The 17,055-nt window shown below is 65.8% G+C and carries 17 protein-coding genes; 6 read left to right on the forward strand and 11 right to left on the reverse strand.

What is annotated here, in order from left to right; genetic code table 11:
- The first annotated feature begins 3 nt into the window (after positions 1-3).
- On the forward strand, positions 4-2,190 hold the full coding sequence (locus AC6I6X_RS08830) for an elongation factor EF-2 (RefSeq protein WP_497930148.1): 2,187 nt from the start codon (positions 4-6) through the stop codon (positions 2,188-2,190).
- A 45-nt stretch (positions 2,191-2,235) separates the two neighbouring features.
- Here the strand turns inward: AC6I6X_RS08830 and AC6I6X_RS08835 are convergent, their stop codons facing one another.
- The 5 genes from AC6I6X_RS08835 to serS all read right to left on the reverse strand — a co-directional run bounded on the left by AC6I6X_RS08835 (position 2,236) and on the right by serS (position 5,696).
- Positions 2,236-2,544 carry a HalOD1 output domain-containing protein gene (locus AC6I6X_RS08835; RefSeq protein ID WP_497930149.1) on the reverse strand — a complete coding sequence of 103 codons (309 nt, stop codon included), beginning with the start codon at positions 2,542-2,544 and terminating at the stop codon, positions 2,236-2,238.
- Positions 2,541-3,392, reverse strand: a complete 852-nt coding sequence (locus AC6I6X_RS08840) for a DUF7344 domain-containing protein (protein ID WP_497930150.1) — start codon at positions 3,390-3,392, stop codon at positions 2,541-2,543. The genes AC6I6X_RS08835 and AC6I6X_RS08840 overlap by 4 nt, the downstream gene beginning before the upstream one ends.
- Before the next feature lie 84 nt (positions 3,393-3,476).
- Complete coding sequence (locus tag AC6I6X_RS08845; protein WP_497930151.1) at positions 3,477-3,929, reverse strand: MaoC family dehydratase; 453 nt, start codon at positions 3,927-3,929, stop codon at positions 3,477-3,479.
- Between the two features lie 108 nt (positions 3,930-4,037).
- The gene (locus tag AC6I6X_RS08850; RefSeq protein WP_497930152.1) at positions 4,038-4,184 is read right to left on the reverse strand and encodes a hypothetical protein; all 147 of its coding nucleotides are present in this window, start codon (positions 4,182-4,184) and stop codon (positions 4,038-4,040) included.
- 132 nt (positions 4,185-4,316) lie between these two features.
- Positions 4,317-5,696 carry a serine--tRNA ligase gene (gene serS / locus AC6I6X_RS08855; protein WP_497930153.1) on the reverse strand — a complete coding sequence of 460 codons (1,380 nt, stop codon included), beginning with the start codon at positions 5,694-5,696 and terminating at the stop codon, positions 4,317-4,319.
- 110 nt (positions 5,697-5,806) lie between these two features.
- On the opposite strand from serS, the gene AC6I6X_RS08860 reads away from it, so the two are divergent.
- Positions 5,807-7,012, forward strand: a complete 1,206-nt coding sequence (locus AC6I6X_RS08860; protein ID WP_497930154.1) for a potassium channel family protein — start codon at positions 5,807-5,809, stop codon at positions 7,010-7,012.
- Positions 7,013-7,036: 24 nt separating this feature from the next.
- Here the strand turns inward: AC6I6X_RS08860 and AC6I6X_RS08865 are convergent, their stop codons facing one another.
- From AC6I6X_RS08865 to AC6I6X_RS08875, 3 genes are all read right to left on the reverse strand, one after another.
- Positions 7,037-7,624, reverse strand: coding sequence for a magnesium transporter (locus tag AC6I6X_RS08865; protein ID WP_497930155.1), 588 nt, complete (start codon positions 7,622-7,624; stop codon positions 7,037-7,039).
- Entirely contained in the window at positions 7,624-8,193 is a 570-nt protein-coding gene (locus AC6I6X_RS08870; protein WP_497930156.1) for a magnesium transporter, read from the reverse strand. Before AC6I6X_RS08870 ends, AC6I6X_RS08865 begins: the two co-directional genes overlap by 1 nt.
- Positions 8,194-8,321: 128 nt before the next feature.
- Complete coding sequence (locus AC6I6X_RS08875; protein WP_497930157.1) at positions 8,322-8,735, reverse strand: hypothetical protein; 414 nt, start codon at positions 8,733-8,735, stop codon at positions 8,322-8,324.
- Positions 8,736-8,878: 143 nt separating this feature from the next.
- On the opposite strand from AC6I6X_RS08875, the gene AC6I6X_RS08880 reads away from it, so the two are divergent.
- The 4 genes from AC6I6X_RS08880 to AC6I6X_RS08895 all read left to right on the forward strand — a co-directional run bounded on the left by AC6I6X_RS08880 (position 8,879) and on the right by AC6I6X_RS08895 (position 15,323).
- Positions 8,879-9,802, forward strand: coding sequence for a cation diffusion facilitator family transporter (locus AC6I6X_RS08880; RefSeq protein ID WP_497930158.1), 924 nt, complete (start codon positions 8,879-8,881; stop codon positions 9,800-9,802).
- Positions 9,803-9,868: 66 nt separating this feature from the next.
- Entirely contained in the window at positions 9,869-10,789 is a 921-nt protein-coding gene (locus AC6I6X_RS08885) for an MBL fold metallo-hydrolase (protein ID WP_497930159.1), read from the forward strand.
- 324 nt (positions 10,790-11,113) lie between these two features.
- The gene (locus tag AC6I6X_RS08890; RefSeq protein ID WP_497930160.1) at positions 11,114-13,057 is read left to right on the forward strand and encodes an AMP-dependent synthetase/ligase; all 1,944 of its coding nucleotides are present in this window, start codon (positions 11,114-11,116) and stop codon (positions 13,055-13,057) included.
- A gap of 292 nt (positions 13,058-13,349) precedes the next feature.
- A complete protein-coding gene (locus tag AC6I6X_RS08895) occupies positions 13,350-15,323 on the forward strand; it encodes an AMP-dependent synthetase/ligase (RefSeq protein WP_497930161.1) in 1,974 nt (657 codons plus the stop codon).
- 44 nt (positions 15,324-15,367) lie between these two features.
- Here AC6I6X_RS08895 and AC6I6X_RS08900 read toward each other — a convergent pair whose 3' ends face one another.
- From AC6I6X_RS08900 to AC6I6X_RS08910, 3 genes are all read right to left on the reverse strand, one after another.
- Complete coding sequence (locus AC6I6X_RS08900) at positions 15,368-15,967, reverse strand: magnesium transporter (protein WP_497930162.1); 600 nt, start codon at positions 15,965-15,967, stop codon at positions 15,368-15,370.
- Positions 15,964-16,536 (reverse strand): magnesium transporter, encoded by a 573-nt coding sequence (locus tag AC6I6X_RS08905; RefSeq protein WP_497930163.1) that lies wholly within the window; start codon positions 16,534-16,536, stop codon positions 15,964-15,966. The genes AC6I6X_RS08900 and AC6I6X_RS08905 overlap by 4 nt, the downstream gene beginning before the upstream one ends.
- 158 nt (positions 16,537-16,694) lie before the next feature.
- Positions 16,695-16,895 carry a hypothetical protein gene (locus tag AC6I6X_RS08910; protein ID WP_497930164.1) on the reverse strand — a complete coding sequence of 67 codons (201 nt, stop codon included), beginning with the start codon at positions 16,893-16,895 and terminating at the stop codon, positions 16,695-16,697.
- Positions 16,896-17,055 lie beyond the last annotated feature (160 nt).

Consider the following 17,055-nt stretch of genomic DNA (forward strand, 5'->3'; position numbering starts at 1 on the left):
TATATGGGCCGACGCAAGAAGATCGTCCAAGAGTGTGAACGGCTGATGGACGAACCGGAGAACATCCGGAACATCGCCATCGCCGCTCACGTCGACCACGGGAAAACGACCCTCTCCGACAACCTGCTCGCTGGCGCGGGCATGATCTCCGACGAGACTGCCGGCGAACAGCTGGCGATGGACACGGAGGAAGACGAGCAGGAACGCGGGATCACGATCGACGCGGCGAACGTGTCGATGACCCACGAGTACGAGGGGACCAACCACCTCATCAACCTCATCGACACGCCGGGCCACGTCGACTTCGGTGGCGACGTGACCCGTGCGATGCGCGCCGTCGACGGTGCGCTCGTCGTCGTCGACGCCGTCGAAGGGGCCATGCCCCAGACCGAGACGGTTCTTCGACAGGCGCTCCGCGAGGGCGTCAAGCCGACCCTGTTCATCAACAAGGTCGACCGCCTCATCTCGGAGCTCCAGGAAGGGCCCGAAGAGATGCAACAGCGACTCCTCTCGGTCATCCACGACGTCAACGAACTCATCCGCGGGATGACCCAAGACATGGACGACATCGACGACTGGACCGTCTCCGTCGAGGACGGCACCGTCGGCTTCGGCTCCGCGCTGTACAAGTGGGGCGTCTCGATGCCGTCGATGCAACGCACCGGGATGGACTTCGGCGATATCATGGAGATGGAGCGCAACGACCAGCGCCAGGAACTCCACGAGCGCACGCCGCTGTCCGACGTCGTGCTCGACATGGTCTGTGAGCACTTCCCGAACCCCGTCGACGCGCAGCCCCGCCGTATTCCGCGGATCTGGCGCGGCGACGACGATTCCGAACTCGCCGAACAGATGCGCCTCGTCAACGAGGACGGCGAGGTCGTCTTCATGGTCACCGACATCTCGATGGACCCACACGCCGGCGAGATCGCGTCCGGTCGCGTCTTCTCCGGCTCCCTCGAGAAGGGCCAGGAGCTGTACGTCTCCGGGACCGCGGGCAAGAACCGCGTCCAGTCCGTCGGCATCTACATGGGTGGCGAACGCGAGGAAGTCGAGGAGGTTCCCGCCGGGAACATCGCCGCCGTCACCGGCCTCAAGGACGCCATCGCCGGCTCCACGGTCTCGAGCGTCGAGATGACGCCGTTCGAGTCGATCGAGCACATCTCCGAGCCGGTCATCACGAAGGCCGTCGAGGCCCAGAACATGGACGACCTGCCGAAGCTCATCGAGACCCTGCGGCAGGTGTCCAAGGAGGACCCGACGATCCAGATCGAGATCAACGAGGACACCGGCGAGCACCTGATCTCCGGGCAGGGTGAACTCCACCTCGAGGTCATCACCCAGCGTATCGAGAAGAACCAGGGCATCCCCGTGAACACGGGTGAGCCGATCGTCGTCTTCCGCGAACAGCCCCAGGAGGCGAGCGACCAGGTCGAGGGTATCTCGCCCAACCGCCACAACCGCTTCTACATCTCCATCGAGCCGATGTCGGACGAACTCGTCGACACGATCAAGCTCGGCGAGGCGTCGATGGACATGCCCGAGCAGGAACGCCGTGAAGCCCTGCAGGAGGCCGGCATGGACAAGGACACGTCCCAGAACGTCGAGCACATCCACGGGACGAACATCCTGATCGACGACACGAAGGGTATCCAGCACCTAAACGAGACGATGGAACTGGTCATCGAGGGGCTTGAGGAGGCTCTCGACAACGGCCCGCTCGCGAACGAGCCGGTCCAGGGGACGCTCATCCGCCTGCACGACGCCCGACTGCACGAGGACACCATCCACCGCGGTCCGGCACAGGTCATCCCCGCGACCCGCGAGGCCGTCCACAAGGCGCTGATCGACGGGAAGATCAAGATGCTCGAGCCGATGCAGGACGTCCGAATCGACGTGCCCAACGATCACATGGGTGCCGCCTCCGGCGAGATCCAGGGTCGTCGTGGCCGCGTCGACGACATGTACCAGGAGGGTGACCTCATGGTCGTCGAGGGTATCGCACCCGTCGGCGAGATGATCGGCTTCGCGAGCGACATCCGCTCCGCGACCGAGGGCCGTGCCTCCTGGAACACCGAGAACGCCGGCTTCGAGGTCATGTCCGACTCGCTCCAGCGCGAGAAGATCATGGAGATCCGCGAGCGCAAGGGCATGAAGCTCGAACTGCCGCCGTCGATCGACTACATCTAGCGGCGACCCGCCACCGCTCGGTCGACGCACCTCGTCCCATTCTTTCTACTGCCCGGCGTCCGGTACGCGAACGTGGACCTCCGCACGGGTGACGGTGACTTCACACCCGCCGAACGCGAAGGAGAACTCCACCTGGACGTCGTCGGCCGTGCTCGTGATCGTTCGATCCAGCAGGTCGGGATCGATCACGTCGTACAGCGGCTCGAGTTCGAGTACCGGCGTGTTCGTGAGTGCGGCGACGGCCCGTACGACGGACCTACTCGGCCGTTCGCCGTCGTCGATCTCGTACGTCGATCGCCGTTTCGACGGCGGCGTCTCGCGGTCGCCGCCATCGGGTATCGGTCTCTCGGTCATGGTTCGAACGGAAGGTCGTTCCTGAAGTGATCGCTCTGGTAGTCGAGGTGATCCAGGCGGGGACCGAGCAGTTCGCGGACGAGCACGACCAGCGGGTTGTCCGTCCCCTCACCGATCATCGCGGTCTCCGTACTCGGCCCGTCGGTCGTCGGTTCGTCTCGAAGCGAGATCATCACCGTGTCCCGATCCGCGAGGATGAGTCGATTGACTCGCGGATACTGCGAGGGGTCGTTCATCCAGTCCAGTTGTGGTTCCCAGATCGTCGCCTCCGGGACGTGTTCACAGAAGAAGTCACGGACGTCGGGATTTTGGGACCCCACGTAGAAATCGACGCCGCGATCGATCGCCATCTTCGTGTGCGGGAGACACCCCTCGTCGAGCAACTCGTCCGACGTGTAGATGAGAAACAGTTCCTCGTCGGCCCGGTCTGCGAGTTCGCGGCTGTAGTCGTACACTGCATCCCGGTCTTCGATCACACCGATCGTTTCGCCGTCCGGTGTGCGTTCGGGTCTGAACCGCGAGAGCAACTCGTCGATCAACTCGAGTTCCAGCCACTCGGGATCGACGCTCGCGTACGTTCGATAGCTGACGACGTTCTCGTCGGGGTCGTACTCGACCAGTCCGGCGTCGGCCAGCCGCGGCAGGTGTTCGTGGTGGAGCGAGAGGAGCGTCTGTTCGAGTCGGTCGTCGTAGTCGGCGGCGTCCACGACCGTCGCGTCGCGAGCAACGAGTCGATCGGCGAGTTCGGTAACCGGGAGGGGCCGAGCAGCGTCGTTGAGGACCGTCAGTATCGCCCGATTGTCCCGTTCGGCGATCAACCGAACGATTTCCTCCTCGTGTGACGCCATATCTCCCCGTTAGTCACGGTGTCAGTTAACGATACCCCTGTCGCGGGGTGACGGGACCCGTGTCGAGAGACGGACGGCGATCCGTCAGCCCTCGACGGTCTCCCGTCGCTCCATCATCCCCAGCGCGCGGTAAGAGATGACCGGTTCGTCGCGCTGGTTCCGGCCGATCGTCTCCATCGTCACGTTCCCGATCGACGGATACGTCTCGTTTGGTTCTTTCGCGACGACTTCGGTCTCGACCGTGAGCGTGTCGCCCGGGCGGAGCGGCTGGATCCACCGGAGGTCGTCGACGCCGCGCGCGCCGGCGAACCGGCGATCGTCCATGTGCTTTACGTTCTGGCGCATGCAGAGACAGGCAGTCTGCCAGCCGCTGGCGACGAGCCCGCCGAGAAAGGAGTCCTTCGCGGCCTCTTCGTCGAGGTGAAACGGCTGGGGATCGTACTTCTCCGCGAACTCGATAATTTCGTCTTTCGTAATCTCGTAGCTCCCGCAGTCGATCGTTTCGCCGACCTCGATATCCTCGTAGTAGCGGGCCATACGTGAGGACGCTCACCGATCGGTATAAAATATTGTGCGCTCGGGACGGTCGCGGTCCCGACCACTACGTAAATCCGGGGCCGTCGTCACGGGCCGCGACCGGACCGGTCACGCCGCGAGTACCCTCGCGAAAAACGGGAGCATCGCCCCGTATCCGAGCAGTGCGAGCCACCAGGGAAATAGGATCAGTATTCCGAGAGCGAACAGGATGCCGACGATCGAGGCGATTAGTTTCTGACGAACGTCGAGATACATACTCGATTGTACAGACAAGAATTCATAACACTTTCGCAGAATTATAGCCGGATCGAGGATGCCATCGCCAATCGGTGTCCGGGACGAATTCGGCGTCCCGATCGCCAGCGATCGAGTCGAAAGCGCGGTTCGTTACTCCCGATCGCCGGCGCCTAGCGCGCTCTCCCCGACCTTCTCGTGGCCCTCGATGACCTCCTGGCCGTCCATGTACGGGCGGAGGGCCTCGGGGATCGTCACGGTGCCGTCCTCGTTCTGGTAGTACTCGAGGATCGCGACCATCACCCGCGGGAGCGCGAGCCCCGAGGCGTTCAAGGTGTGGAGGTACTCGGCCGATTCGTGGCGCTCGGGCCGGTAGCGGAGACCGGCGCGACGGGCCTGGAAGTCCTCGAAATTCGACGCGCTCGAGACCTCGAGCCAGCGCCCGCCGTCCTCGGGGCCGTCGTCCATGTCGTCGGCGGGTGCCCAGACCTCGATGTCGTAGGTCTTCGCGCTCGCGAAGGTCAGGTCACCGGTACAGAGTTCGAGGATGCGGTAGGGGAGGCCGAGGCGTCGCAGGACTTCCTCGGCCTCGTCGAGCAGGCCCTCGAGTCGGTCGTAACTGTCCTCGGGTTCGACGAAGTTGACGAGTTCGACCTTGTTGAACTGGTGGACGCGGACGATCCCGCGCGTCTCGGTGCCGTGTTCGCCGGCCTCGCGCCGGAAATTCGGGGTGTAGGCCTGGTGTTTCAGCGGGAGGTCGTCCGTGAGGAGGATGTCGTCGGCGTACATGTTGGTGACCGGCACCTCCGCGGTGGGGCAGAGCCAGAGGTCGTCGTCCTCGTACGCCTCCTCGTTACTGCCGCCCAGTCGATAGGCGTCGTCGGTGAACTTGGGGAACTGGCCGGTGCCGCGCATGGCCTCGCTCTTGACGGGAACCGGCGGGAAGAGGTCGACGTAGCCCTGCTCGCGGTGGACGTCCATCATGAACTGGATCAGGGCGTGCTCGAGGCGGGCGCCGTCGCCCTTGAGGAAGTAAAAGCCCGAGCCGGTCGTCTTCGCCCCGCGTCGCTCGTCGATTATGTCCATCTCTTCGCCGAGGTCGTAGTGGGGGGTCACCTCCTCGGGTAGGTCTCGCAGGTCGTCGAATCCCCACCGCCGATCCTCGACGTTGTGGCGCTCGTCGACCCCCAGCGGGACGCTCTCGTGGGGGATCTGGGGGACCTCGAGCATCCGCTCGTCGAGGTCGTCCTTGAGGTCGGTGGCCTCCGCTTCGACCTCCTCGATCTCCGATTTGAGCTCCTTCGATCGGGCGATCGCCTCCTCGCGTTCGTCGTCTTTGCCCTCGGCGACCAGTTTCCCGATCCGTTCGGTGATCTGGTTGCGTTCGTGGCGTAGTTCGTCGCCGCGGGCTTTCAGGTCCCGCCAGCGTTCGTCGAGTTCGAGCAGTTCGTCGAGGTCGACGTCGGCGCCCCGGTTCTCGAGGGCGTCGCGTACCTCGTCTGGGTGCTCGCGCAGATAGCTCCGGTCGATCATCGCTCGTGGCTTCTTTGCGGCCGTCCAAAACCGTATCGGAAGCTCTCGTGCGGGCTGCGAGCGAGACCGTCCGGGAAACGTTTTTTTGCCGAGCACGGTTCAGTTGTCGTATGGACCCGCTCGAGGGCGAGGCGTCGGTACCGATCGAGTACGAGCCGGTCAACGTCAAGGACCTGCTCGTCGAGATGAAGGACACGGCGGAGCTGTTGATCGACCTCTCTTACTCCGCGGTGATTCACTCGAGCGAGGACATCGCGGCGGAAGTCCTGCGCCTCGAAGAGCAGATGGACGTCCTCGAGATGCGGGCGCGCATGGGCCTGATGATGGCCACGCGGAGTCCGGAGGACGCCGAGCGACTCGCACCGGTACTCGGCATCGTCGCCGCCGCGGACGCCATCAGCGACGCCGCGGGCGACATCGCGAAGGTCGTCCTCGAGGACATCGGCCTTCCGGAGGCGATGCGGGCGGCCCTGCCCGAGGCCGTCGAGACGCTCGTCCGCGGGGTCGTCGACGCCGACTCGCCGTACGCCGATCGGACGCTCAAGGACATCGACCTCGAGTCGGAGACGGGGGTGCGCGTGATCGCGCTCCGCCGGGGCGACGACTGGCTGTTGAATCCCGGCCCGACGACCGTCATCCGGCCGGACGACGTCGCGCTCCTCCGGGGGCCGGACGTCGCGATCGGCGACGTCTTCGAGACGTTGACCGGGACGGGCTACGAACCGCCGACCACGGCAGACTCGAACGTCGCGGACTTAGAGCGGGCGGTGGACACGATCGTCCACATGAAGAACCTCTCCGAACTGGCGGTCGACCTGGCCTACAGCGCCGTCCTGTTCGACAGCGAGGCGCTGGCCGAGGAGGTCCGGAACTTAGAGGTCGAGGTCGACGCCCTCGAGTCGCGGTTCGAGGCCTGGACGCTCCGGGCGGCCGCGGACGCGCCCGATCCGGTCTCCCTCCGCGGGTTGATCCACCTGGGCAACTCGACGGAGGTCATCAGCGACGCGGCGGTCGACATCAGCGAGGGGGTCCTCCGGAACATCGAGGTCCACCCGGTCGTCGGGATGGCCGTCGAGGAGAGCGACGAGATCATCACGCGCGTCGCGGTCGAGACGGGGAGCGACCTCGACGGGACGCCGATCGTCGACGGCCTGCCCGAGACCGAGTCGACGATGTCGGTGATCGCGATCCGCCGGCCCGAGGAGGGGTGGTTGCTGGTCGGCGACGCGGACGCCGAAATCCAGGGCGGCGACGTGCTCATCTCGAAGGGGACCCGGACGGCGGCGGCCGCGTTCGAGGAACTCGCGACCGCCTGAATCGCGACCGGACGACGGTCGTTGCTAGAATCCGAGCACGAGCGCCGAGACGCCGATGAAGATGACCATCCCGAAGACGTCGACGACGTTCGTGACGATCGGGATCGTCGTGTCGTCGGGGTCGATCCCCAGCCGGTAGGAGCCGTAGGTCGCGAGAAAGCTACAGACGATCGCGATCACGGCCAGCGAGAGCCCGCTGCCGAGCGCGATGACGAGCAGCGTCGGCAGGCCGAGCGTCGATCCGACGACCTGTCCGAGCAGCCACGCGCCGAGCGCGAGGGTGGTGAAGATGGTCGCGGCGAGCGCCAGGATCGCGGCTACGTTGGCCCACAGTTCCCGGTCCCGCGGGTCGAACGTCGTCGTCCCCAGGTGGAGGCGGGTCGAGAGGCGGGCACTCAGGATCGCGCCGAGGTTGCCGCCCGTCCCCACCATCGTCGGGACCATGATCGCGAGGACGGCGTACCGTTCGAGCAACTCCTCGGCACCTTCGAGCGTGATGCCCGCCCAGAGGACGATGATCGAGAGGACGACGAGCAACGGGAACTGGTTGCGGACGATTCGTTTCCAGTCCCACGCCCCCAGCGACTCCGTGGGGCCGTGGGACCCGGCCATCAGACGATCACCTCGACCAGCCTGACCGAGAACAGCATGAACAGCATGCCGAAGATGTCCCCGAGCGTGGTGACGATCGGGCCGACGAGGTTGTCGGGGTCGTAGCCGGAGGTGTAGCCGACGAAGATCAACGCGAGCAGGCCGAATATCAGCACGACCGAGGTCAACACGCCGGCGAGCACCATGATCCCGACGAGTTCGTACAGGGCCGCGACCTCCCAGCCGAGAAGCAACAACGCGAGCCACGTGATGACGCCGATCACGATCGAGATCCCGATCGCGTTGACGAACGAGGCGAGAACCGCGTTGACGAGTCGATCGTTTCGCTCGAATCGTGGCTCGAGCAGCCCCTGGTGGAGTCCGCTGGAGATCCGCCCGCCGAGCGCGGCGTAGACGTTTCCGCGGGTCGCGAGAAAGACCGGCACCATCACGAGCAGGCCGGGAAAGCGCGCGACGCTTTCGACGATGCCCTCGAGAACGAGGCCGGAGAAGAGGCCGCCGCCGAGCGCGATCACGAGCACGGGGAGCGCTTCGCGATAGATCGACCAGAAGTCGCTCCGGACGCCCATATCAGTACCTTTCGAAGTCCCCTGTTAAAATTACCGGGAAGCGGCCATGGCGGTGCGGGTGTGGCGCGAACGCGGCCGGTCGACGCGTTCGGCCTGACGACGACTCGACCCGATCGACGGCGCGCTCGTTATCGCTGCGCCGACAGGCCGGATCCGTCCCGACGCTCTCGCTCGAGCGTGTGACAGCCGTCGACCAGCCGGTCGGGGAGGCGATCGGCGGCCGCCTGAAGGGACGCAACGACGCTCGCGACCTCGTCGAACCGGGGGCCGCGAGTCGCCCGCAGTGGGTCGGCCTCCCACCTGACGTAGCCCGAATCGGACAGCATCGGCAGGTGGCGATGGTGTAATTCGACGGATACCGTCTCGCGATCGACGGCCCGGTTGGGACCGATCGCGGCGTCGGGGAGGGCTACCCACTCGTCCGGCGACGTGCCGCGGAGTGTCCTGACGAGTTGCCGTCGTGGCTCGGCGCGGAGCGCGTCGAACACGTCGTCCCATCGGTCGACGACCCGGTCCCCGGTTGGAAGGGCTCGGTTTGCCATGGGTGCCCATACATCGTCCGCGACATAATGATTGTGGTGTCATAACATACCACTATCCGTGCTGGCGGGACGTGGAACCCGTGCCGATCGGCGCAGGAATCGAAAGGAAAAGACCCAAGGTTAGACTCCATCTAAAACGGGCAATGGCTGACGCTGTGGCGGGTGTCGGCGGCCGGGACGGATTCGCGAGAGCGTCGTGGGTCAACGTCCTCGGCAACGCCGTCAAGATCGTCGTCGAGGGTGCCGCGGGGCTCGCGTTCGGGAGTGTCGCCCTGCTCGCGGACGCGGCCCACTCGATCGCGGACCTGGTGGCGAGCATCGTCGTCCTCGTCTGGGGGCGGAGCGCCTACGACGAACCCGACGACACCCATCCCCACGGCCACGAGCGGATCGAGCCCCTGACGGCGCTGTTCGTCGGGGCTATCATCGCGTTGCTCGGACTGAACCTGCTGTACGAATCCGTCCAGGGGCTGCTCGAACGCACGTATCCCGAGCCCAGCCTCCTGCTACTCGGGGCGCTCGCGTTCGCCCTCGTGGACATGTACGTCGTCTACTGGTACACGATGCGAGTCAACGAAGAACTGAATTCGACTGCGCTCCGGGCGCTCGCCAAGGACTGCCTGAACGACATCTACACCACCCTCGCGGCGGTCGTCGGTGTCATCGGCGTCCTGCTCAACCTCCCGGTGCTCGATCCGATCGCCGGCGCGCTCGTCAGCCTGCTCGTCGTCTACCAGGGGATCGAGATCGGGAGCGAGAACGTCGACTACCTGATCGGTGCGGCCCCGCCCGCCGCGAAGCGCGCGGAGATCACGGCGGCGCTCCGGGACCACCCCGACGTCCGGGGCGTTCACGATCTCGCGGTCTTCTACGACGGCACCGCCCTCGAGGTGGAGGTCCACGTCGAGGTCGACGGCGACATGCCGTTTCGCAAGGCCCACGACGTCGAGTCCGAACTGGTGAGTCGACTGCGCGCGCTCGAGGACGTCGGCGACGCCCACGTCCACCTCGATCCCTCGGGCATCGGCGAGTGGAAGGACGAGGCCGATCGGATCGACGAGCGGTAACGATCCGCACCGACACGGAGGTGGATGGCGTCACCTTTTATCCCACCGCGCGAATGGATAGCTGGTATGGAAGTCGGAGACGTCCGCGAGGTTACGGCGGGGAACTGTTCGGACCTGTACTACGTCGACACCGGGATGTACGACACGAGCGGGTACGGCGCGGTCTACATCCTCGACGACGATCGGCCCGCCGTCGTCGAGACCGGACTGGGGACCAACCACGAACTGATCCTCGACGCGCTCGATGCGGTGGGGATCGATCGGGCCGACCTCGAGGTCATCGCGGTCACGCACATCCACCTCGATCACGCCGGCGGGGCGGGCTTTCTCGCGGAAGCGTGCCCGAACGCCGAGATCTACGTGCCCGCCGCCGGTGCCGACCTGCTCGTCGATCCGTCGCGCCTCGTCAAGGGAACGAAAGCCGCGGTCGGCGACCAATGGGAGTTCTACGTGGAGCCGAAACCGCTCCCGGAAGACCGGGTCGTCGAGATCGAGGACGGGGAGACGATCGATCTCGGGGCGCACGAACTGCGGGTTCACGAGGCGCCGGGTCACGCGTTCCACCAGGTCGTCTTCGAGGATCCCGCGAACGAGGCGGTCTTCACCGGCGACGCGGCCGGCATCTGGGTCCCCGAAACGGCCGAGATCAGGGAGACGTCGCCGCCGTCGAACTTCGACCTCGAGGAGTGTCTCGACGACCTCGAGACCCTCGCTTCGATCGATCCCGAGGTGCTCCTCTACACGCACTTCGGCCCGCGCGAGGTCGGCGACGACCTCGATCGGGTCCTCGACGAGTACGCGACGGTGCTCGAAGACTGGGTGGCCGCGGTCGAGAAGGCGCGCGCGGAACTCGAGGACGACGAGGCCGTGGTCGAACGCTTCAGGGAGACCGCCGAGATGGGCGACGTCTGGGGCGAGCGCAAGGCTCGCGCGGAGGCGGCGATGAACGCCCGCGGCGTCCTCGGCTATCTCGACCACCGCGAGTGATACGGATTGCTGTACCCCGCGATCGGTGCGGCACGAAAGTGACACTGAAATAGCAATATTCCGGAACTATCGACCGAATGTAACGAAACGGGGCGAGTCTACCCCGGTTCGGAAACCTGTCGTGTCGGTCGTCGAGGCGATCGTATGAGGGGCTTGTTATCACTCACCACTATCGGGGCAACCACCTGTACTCGAGTTTCACGCAACCACCGTTTTCGACGTCGCTGGGTGCTGAACCGGTGCTGGGGCGAAACGAATAAACGGGATTATAGATGAAACCGGTTTCATCACGTTTTATCGCTCGGGAGGTACTGTCACGCGTATATGAACTGGCGGGACGCCGAACGGGAGTACGAGGACGAGGTGATCGGGGAGACGACGCTCGGACGGATGTTCGAGAACGCGGCCGAGCGCAATCCGAATCGTCCGGCGCAGAAGTACAAGGGAGGCGTCTACGATCGGTCGCTGACCGAGTCGGTACTGCCGGCGGCCGATCCGGGGGACTTTCGGCCGATTTCCTACACGGAGATGCGCGGGATCGTCCGCAACCTCGCGGCGGGCTTTCGCGACCTCGGCGTCGAACGGGGCGATCGCGTCGGCATTTTCGGGAACACCCGGATGGAGTGGGCGCAGTCCGACTTCGCCCTGCTCGCTGCCGGCGCGGTCGTCACGACCGTCTACACGAGTTCCTCACCGGATCAGGCGCGGTACCTGCTCGACGATCCGGGCGCGAGCGGCGTCGTCGTCGAGAACGAGGAGATCCTCGAGCGCGTGCTCGAGGTCGAGGACGACCTCGATCTCGAGTTTATCGTCTCGATGGACGAACTCGACGGCTACGACGACCGCGACGACGTCGTGACCCTGGCCGACGTCCACGATCGGGGTGAGGCGGTCTTCGACCTCGAGACCTACGAGACGTGGGTCGACGAACCCGCGATGGACGATCTGGCGAGCATGATCTACACCAGCGGGACGACGGGCAAGCCGAAGGGGGTCGAACTGACCCACGCGAACTTCCGCTCGAACGTCAACCAGATCCGGAAGCGGTACGGCCCGCGACCCGACAAGCCGGACGACGTACCGGTGATCGACGAGCACGTCCAGTCGGTGTCGTACCTGCCGCTGGCCCACGTCTTCGAGCGGACCTCGGGCCACTTCCTGCTGTTCGCCAGCGGTGCCTGCGTCGCCTACGCGGAGGACCCGGAGACGCTCCAGGAGGACTTCGGGACGGTCCAGCCGAACACCGCCACCAGCGTCCCGCGGGTCTACGAGAAGATCTACGACGCGATCCGCGAACAGGCCAGCGAGTCGTCGGTCAAGAAGCGCATCTTCGAGTGGGCGACCGACGTCGGGGTGGCGTACCAGCAGGCCGACGACCCCGGCCCGATCCTGGGGGCGAAACAGTCGCTCGCCGACAAACTGGTGTTCTCGACGGTCCGCGAGGCGCTCGGGGGCAACATCGAACTCCTGATCAGCGGCGGCGGGAGCCTCTCGCCGGAACTCTGTCGGCTCTACCACGCGATGGGACTGCCGATCTACGAGGGGTACGGCCTCACAGAAACCTCGCCGGTCGTGACGGTCAACCCCCCCGAGGAGCCGGAGATCGGCACCATCGGGCCGGCGCTCCCCGACGTCGAGTTGCGGATCGACGAGTCCGTCGCCGACCAGGAGGCCTTCGACGACCCCGGCGACGTCGGCGAACTCCTCGTCAAGGGACCGAACGTCTTCGAGGGCTACTGGGAACGCCCCGGCGCGACCGATCGGGCGTTTACGGAGGACGGCTGGTTCCGGACCGGCGACATCGTCCACCTGCGGCCCGACGGCTACGTCGAGTTCCGCGATCGGGCCAAGCAGATTATCGTCCTCTCGACGGGGAAGAACGTCGCACCGGCCCCGATCGAGGACGCCTTCGCGGCGAGCGAGCGCGTCGAGCAGGCGATGGTCGTCGGCGACGGCGAGAAGTTCATCGGCGCGCTCATCGTCCCGAACACGGAACACGTCCGCGAGTGGGCCGCCGAGGAGGGAATCGACGTCCCCGACGATCCCCGGGCGATGGTCGACGACGACCGCGTCCGCGAGTACATCGAAGAAGAGGTCGATCGGGTCAACGAGGACTTCGAGAAACACGAGACGATCAAACAGTTCGAACTCGTCCCCCGGGAGTTCACCGAAGAGAACGACATGCTGACGCCGACGATGAAAAAGAAACGACGGGTCATCATGGACCGGTTCGAGGACCGGGTCGATCGGATTTACGCGGACGCGTAACCGGTTCCTTTCTACCCGACGTACGACGTTCGACTCGCCGATGGAGAGATCGTCGAACTTCGCGAACGGTCCTGACCGTGCGCGTCTTCGTCTCGACGAATCGGCGGCGCCGGTATCCGGAGTGTTACCGCGAGGTCGCCGCCGGTAGCATCCCGGCGCGGCGGCTTCACGGCACTGGTGCGATCCCCTGCGAGCCCGTCGCTCACCCCTCGAGGCCCGGATTGTGGCTCACCGAACGGTTCGGGACGGTCCCCTAATTTAATGACACGGCCGGGACATGGTAGAACGATCCATGGAACGGCAGCACGCGGAACGGGACTTTTCGAGCGAGGTGCTGGGGATGGAACCGATTGGGCGGCTGTTCGACGCGACCGTCGAGCGAAACGCGACGGGCACCGCCCAGCAGTACAAGGGCGGCGTCTACGATCGGAGTCTCGCGGGGACGGCATTCTATCCGGCACCGACCGGGGAGTACGCGAGCCTGACTTACGAGGAGATGGGCGAGATCGTGCGCTCGCTGGCGGCGGGCTTTCGATCGCTCGGGATCGACACGGGCGATCGGGTCGGCATCTTTTCGGATACCCGGCTGGAGTGGGCCCAGACGGACTTCGCCTTGCTCTCGGCGGGTGCGGTCGTCACGACCGTCTACGAGAGTTCCTCACCGGATCAGGCGCGGTACCTGCTCGACGATCCGGGCGCGAGCGGCGTCGTCGTCGAGAACGAGGAGATCCTCGAGCGCGTGCTCGAGGTCGAGGACGACCTCGATCTCGAGTTTATCGTCTCGATAGACGATCTCGGCGACGAATACGCCGATCGAGAGGGGGTCTACACGCTGGCGGAGGTGTACGAGCAGGGTGTCGCGGCGTACGATCCGGAGACGTACGACGAGTGGCTCGACGCGGTCGACGTCGACGACCTCGCGAGTATCATCTACACCAGCGGGACGACCGGTCAGCCGAAGGGCGTGAAACTCACACACCGGAACTTCCGGACGAACGTCAACCAGATCTACCGGCGGTACGGCCCGCGGGACGACAAGCCCGACGACGTGCCGGCGATCGATTCGGAGAGTCGACTCGTCTCGTACCTGCCGCTGGCCCACGTCTTCGAGCGGACCTGCGGGCACTTCATGATGTTCGCCGCCGGGAGCACCGTCGCCTACGCGGAGAGCGTCGACACGCTCCAGGAGGACTTCAGCCTCGTCCGCCCGACGGGGGCGACCAGCGTCCCGCGGGTCTACGAGAAGATCTACGACGCCATCCGCGAACAGGCCAGCGAGTCGCCGCTCAAGGAGCGCATCTTCGAGTGGGCGACCGGCGTCGGCCACGACTACCACCGGGCCGACAACCCGGGGGCGATCCTCGAACTCAAGCGGACGATCGCCGACAAACTCGTCTTCAGCCAGGTCAAGGAGGCGCTCGGCGGGAACGTCGAGTTCCTCGTCAGCGGCGGCGGCACGCTCTCTGCGGACCTCTGTACCCTCTATCACGGGATGGGACTCCCCATCTTCGAGGGGTACGGGCTCACCGAGACCGCCCCCGTCGTCTCGACGAACCCGCCCGAGAACGCGAAGATCGGCACGATCGGCCCGCCGGTCGTCGATTGCGAGGTCACGGTCGACCAGACCGTGATCCCCGAGGGGGAGACGATCGACACGCTCGGCGAGACCGGCGAACTCCTGGTGAGGGGGCCGAACGTGTTCGAGGGATACTGGGAGAAGCCGCGGGCGACGGACGAGGCGTTCACGGACGAGGGATGGTTCCGCACGGGCGACATCGTCAGCATCCGCCCCGACGGCTACATGGTCTTCCACGAGCGATCGAAACAGCTCGTCGTCCTCTCGACGGGGAAGAACGTCGCGCCGGCCCCGATCGAGGACGCCTTCGCGGCCAGCGACGTCGTCGAGCAGTGTCTGGTGGTGGGCAACGGCGAGAAGTTCGTCGGCGCGCTCATCGTCCCCAACTTCGAGCCGCTCCGCCGACTCGCCGACGAAGAGGGGATCGACCTGCCGGACGACCCGGAAGCCGCCTGCGAGCACGACTGGGTGCGCGATCGCGTCGAGGCGGCCGTCGCCGAGGTCAACGAGCAGTTCGAGGCCCACGAGACGATCAAGGAGTTCCGCCTCGTCCCCGTGGAGTTCACCGAGGACAACGACATGCTGACGCCGACGATGAAGAAGAAGCGCCGGGTCATCCTGGACCGGTTCGAGGACCGGATCGCGGACATCTACGGCGAGGAGGAAACGCGGACGAAGCAGACGGCCTGATCCGGCCGGCCGCGTCGATCGGTTCCGTTCGCGATCGAGACCGGTCACACCACGAGCCAGACCACGGTAAAGAGGATGAGCACGCCGCTGATGTCACAGACGTTGGTGACGACCGGGATCGTGGTGTCGTCGGGATCGTAGCCGAGCCGATAGGAGACGTAGACGGCGACGGAGCTGACGGCGACGACCCAGACGGCGAGCAGCATGCCGCTGACGAGCGTGACGAGCAGGAGCGTCCCGAGACCGAGCGTCCCGCCCAGGGCGCGGCCGATCGCCCACGAGGCGACTCCGAGCAGGACGAACACCGTCGCGGCCAGCCCCATGACCGCACCGACGTTCGCCCGGATGGCGGGGTTGTCGGGCGAGAACTCGAGGGTCCCGAGGTGGAGTTGGGTCGAGAGCCGCGCGCACATGATCGAGCCGAGGTTGCCGGCGGTCCCGATCATCACCGGCACGAGGACCAGCAGTGCGGGGTTCGAGAGCAACGCCGCCTCGAAACTTTCGAGGACGGTTCCCGAGATCATCTGCAGGACCGAGAGGGCGGCCAGCAGCGGGACGAGCGTCGTGACGATGTTGCCGACGGTCCAGTCGCCGACCGGGTCGTCCAGGTCTTCGCCGTGGAGGATGTCGCCGCCGGCGCTCACAGCACCGCCCCCGCGACGGCGATGCCGATCAGCAAGAACGCGACGCCGAAGACGTCGCCGACGGTCGTCACGACCGGGCCGATAACGTTGTCCGGGTCGAGGCCGCGCCGGTAGCCCTTGAAGATCACGGTGAGCAACACCCCGAGCATCGCGAACGCACTCAGCAGGGCCGCGACGACCAGGACGACGACGAGTTCGAGCAGGTTCCCGTTCCGCCCCAGCGCGAGCAGGACGCCCCACGCGAGGACGGCGATGAAGACGGAGACGATCATCCCGTTCAGGAACGAGGCCACGATCGCGTTCCTGAGGCGGCCGTTCCACTCGAAGTGCGGGTCGATCACCCCCTGGTGGAGACCGCTCGAGAGGCGGGCTCCGAGCGACCCGTAGACGCCGCCGCGGGTCGCGAGGAAGGCGGGCAACAGGAGCAAGATTCCGGGGACGCTCTCGATCCCCTCGCGCATCGTCTCGGTACCGAGCAGCGTGCCGGCGAACAGACCCGCCACGAGGCTGACGAGGATGACCGGCAACGCCTGCCGATAGACGTCGAGGGCGGTGTCGTGGCCCAACATCTGTCCGTAGGTCCGTCCCCGTCCCATTAAGTATTGATCCTCGAACGGGCGGCCGATCCCCGTCGATCGCGATCCCGCTCCGCCGGTCGCCGCCGATCGCCCCTGTCGGTCATCCGCGATCGGTTCCGCGGTAGATCGAATCCGTTCACCGACCTCGATCAAAACCCGTAGTAGACGTGGGCGAGGTGGCCGTCGGGACAGCAAGCCGTCAGCCGTCGCCGCCGCGCTTCGGCGTCGATCTCGGCTTCGAGTGCCGGATCCGGACCGGTAGTGATCCCGAAAACGCTCGCTCCCTGTGGCATCCCGACCCGCAACGGCGCGTCACAGACGGGGCAGTCGGTATCGGCCCACTCTCTCATGCCCGCCCGTTCGGCTCGAGAGATGTTCGCTTTTGACCCTAACAACCCAGTCGATCCGTAGGATCCCGTGCGGACGGATCTGGCATCGTGACGGGCGCGGGTGTCGAATGGGGGTGTCTTCTACCGGAAACCGCCGTTCGACGAACCGGTACCGATTTGC

It is taken from the genome of Halosolutus sp. YCN4, from assembly GCF_059736495.1.

Bases quoted from the DNA above. Each gene is read 5' to 3' on its own strand.
- AC6I6X_RS08880 (WP_497930158.1), top strand. From the start codon at position 8,879: ATGGCTGACGCTGTGGCGGGTGTCGGCGGCCGGGACGGATTCGCGAGA.
- AC6I6X_RS08860 (WP_497930154.1), top strand. From the start codon at position 5,807: ATGGACCCGCTCGAGGGCGAGGCGTCGGTACCGATCGAGTACGAGCCG.
- AC6I6X_RS08865 (WP_497930155.1), bottom strand. From the start codon at position 7,624: ATGGCCGGGTCCCACGGCCCCACGGAGTCGCTGGGGGCGTGGGACTGG.
- AC6I6X_RS08870 (WP_497930156.1), bottom strand. From the start codon at position 8,193: ATGGGCGTCCGGAGCGACTTCTGGTCGATCTATCGCGAAGCGCTCCCC.
- AC6I6X_RS08875 (WP_497930157.1), bottom strand. From the start codon at position 8,735: ATGGCAAACCGAGCCCTTCCAACCGGGGACCGGGTCGTCGACCGATGG.
- AC6I6X_RS08835 (WP_497930149.1), bottom strand. From the start codon at position 2,544: ATGACCGAGAGACCGATACCCGATGGCGGCGACCGCGAGACGCCGCCG.
- AC6I6X_RS08885 (WP_497930159.1), top strand. From the start codon at position 9,869: ATGGAAGTCGGAGACGTCCGCGAGGTTACGGCGGGGAACTGTTCGGAC.
- AC6I6X_RS08905 (WP_497930163.1), bottom strand. From the start codon at position 16,536: ATGTTGGGCCACGACACCGCCCTCGACGTCTATCGGCAGGCGTTGCCG.
- AC6I6X_RS08895 (WP_497930161.1), top strand. From the start codon at position 13,350: ATGGAACGGCAGCACGCGGAACGGGACTTTTCGAGCGAGGTGCTGGGG.
- AC6I6X_RS08840 (WP_497930150.1), bottom strand. From the start codon at position 3,392: ATGGCGTCACACGAGGAGGAAATCGTTCGGTTGATCGCCGAACGGGAC.
- serS (WP_497930153.1), bottom strand. From the start codon at position 5,696: ATGATCGACCGGAGCTATCTGCGCGAGCACCCAGACGAGGTACGCGAC.
- AC6I6X_RS08845 (WP_497930151.1), bottom strand. From the start codon at position 3,929: ATGGCCCGCTACTACGAGGATATCGAGGTCGGCGAAACGATCGACTGC.
- AC6I6X_RS08910 (WP_497930164.1), bottom strand. From the start codon at position 16,895: ATGAGAGAGTGGGCCGATACCGACTGCCCCGTCTGTGACGCGCCGTTG.
- AC6I6X_RS08890 (WP_497930160.1), top strand. From the start codon at position 11,114: ATGAACTGGCGGGACGCCGAACGGGAGTACGAGGACGAGGTGATCGGG.
- AC6I6X_RS08830 (WP_497930148.1), top strand. From the start codon at position 4: ATGGGCCGACGCAAGAAGATCGTCCAAGAGTGTGAACGGCTGATGGAC.
- AC6I6X_RS08850 (WP_497930152.1), bottom strand. From the start codon at position 4,184: ATGTATCTCGACGTTCGTCAGAAACTAATCGCCTCGATCGTCGGCATC.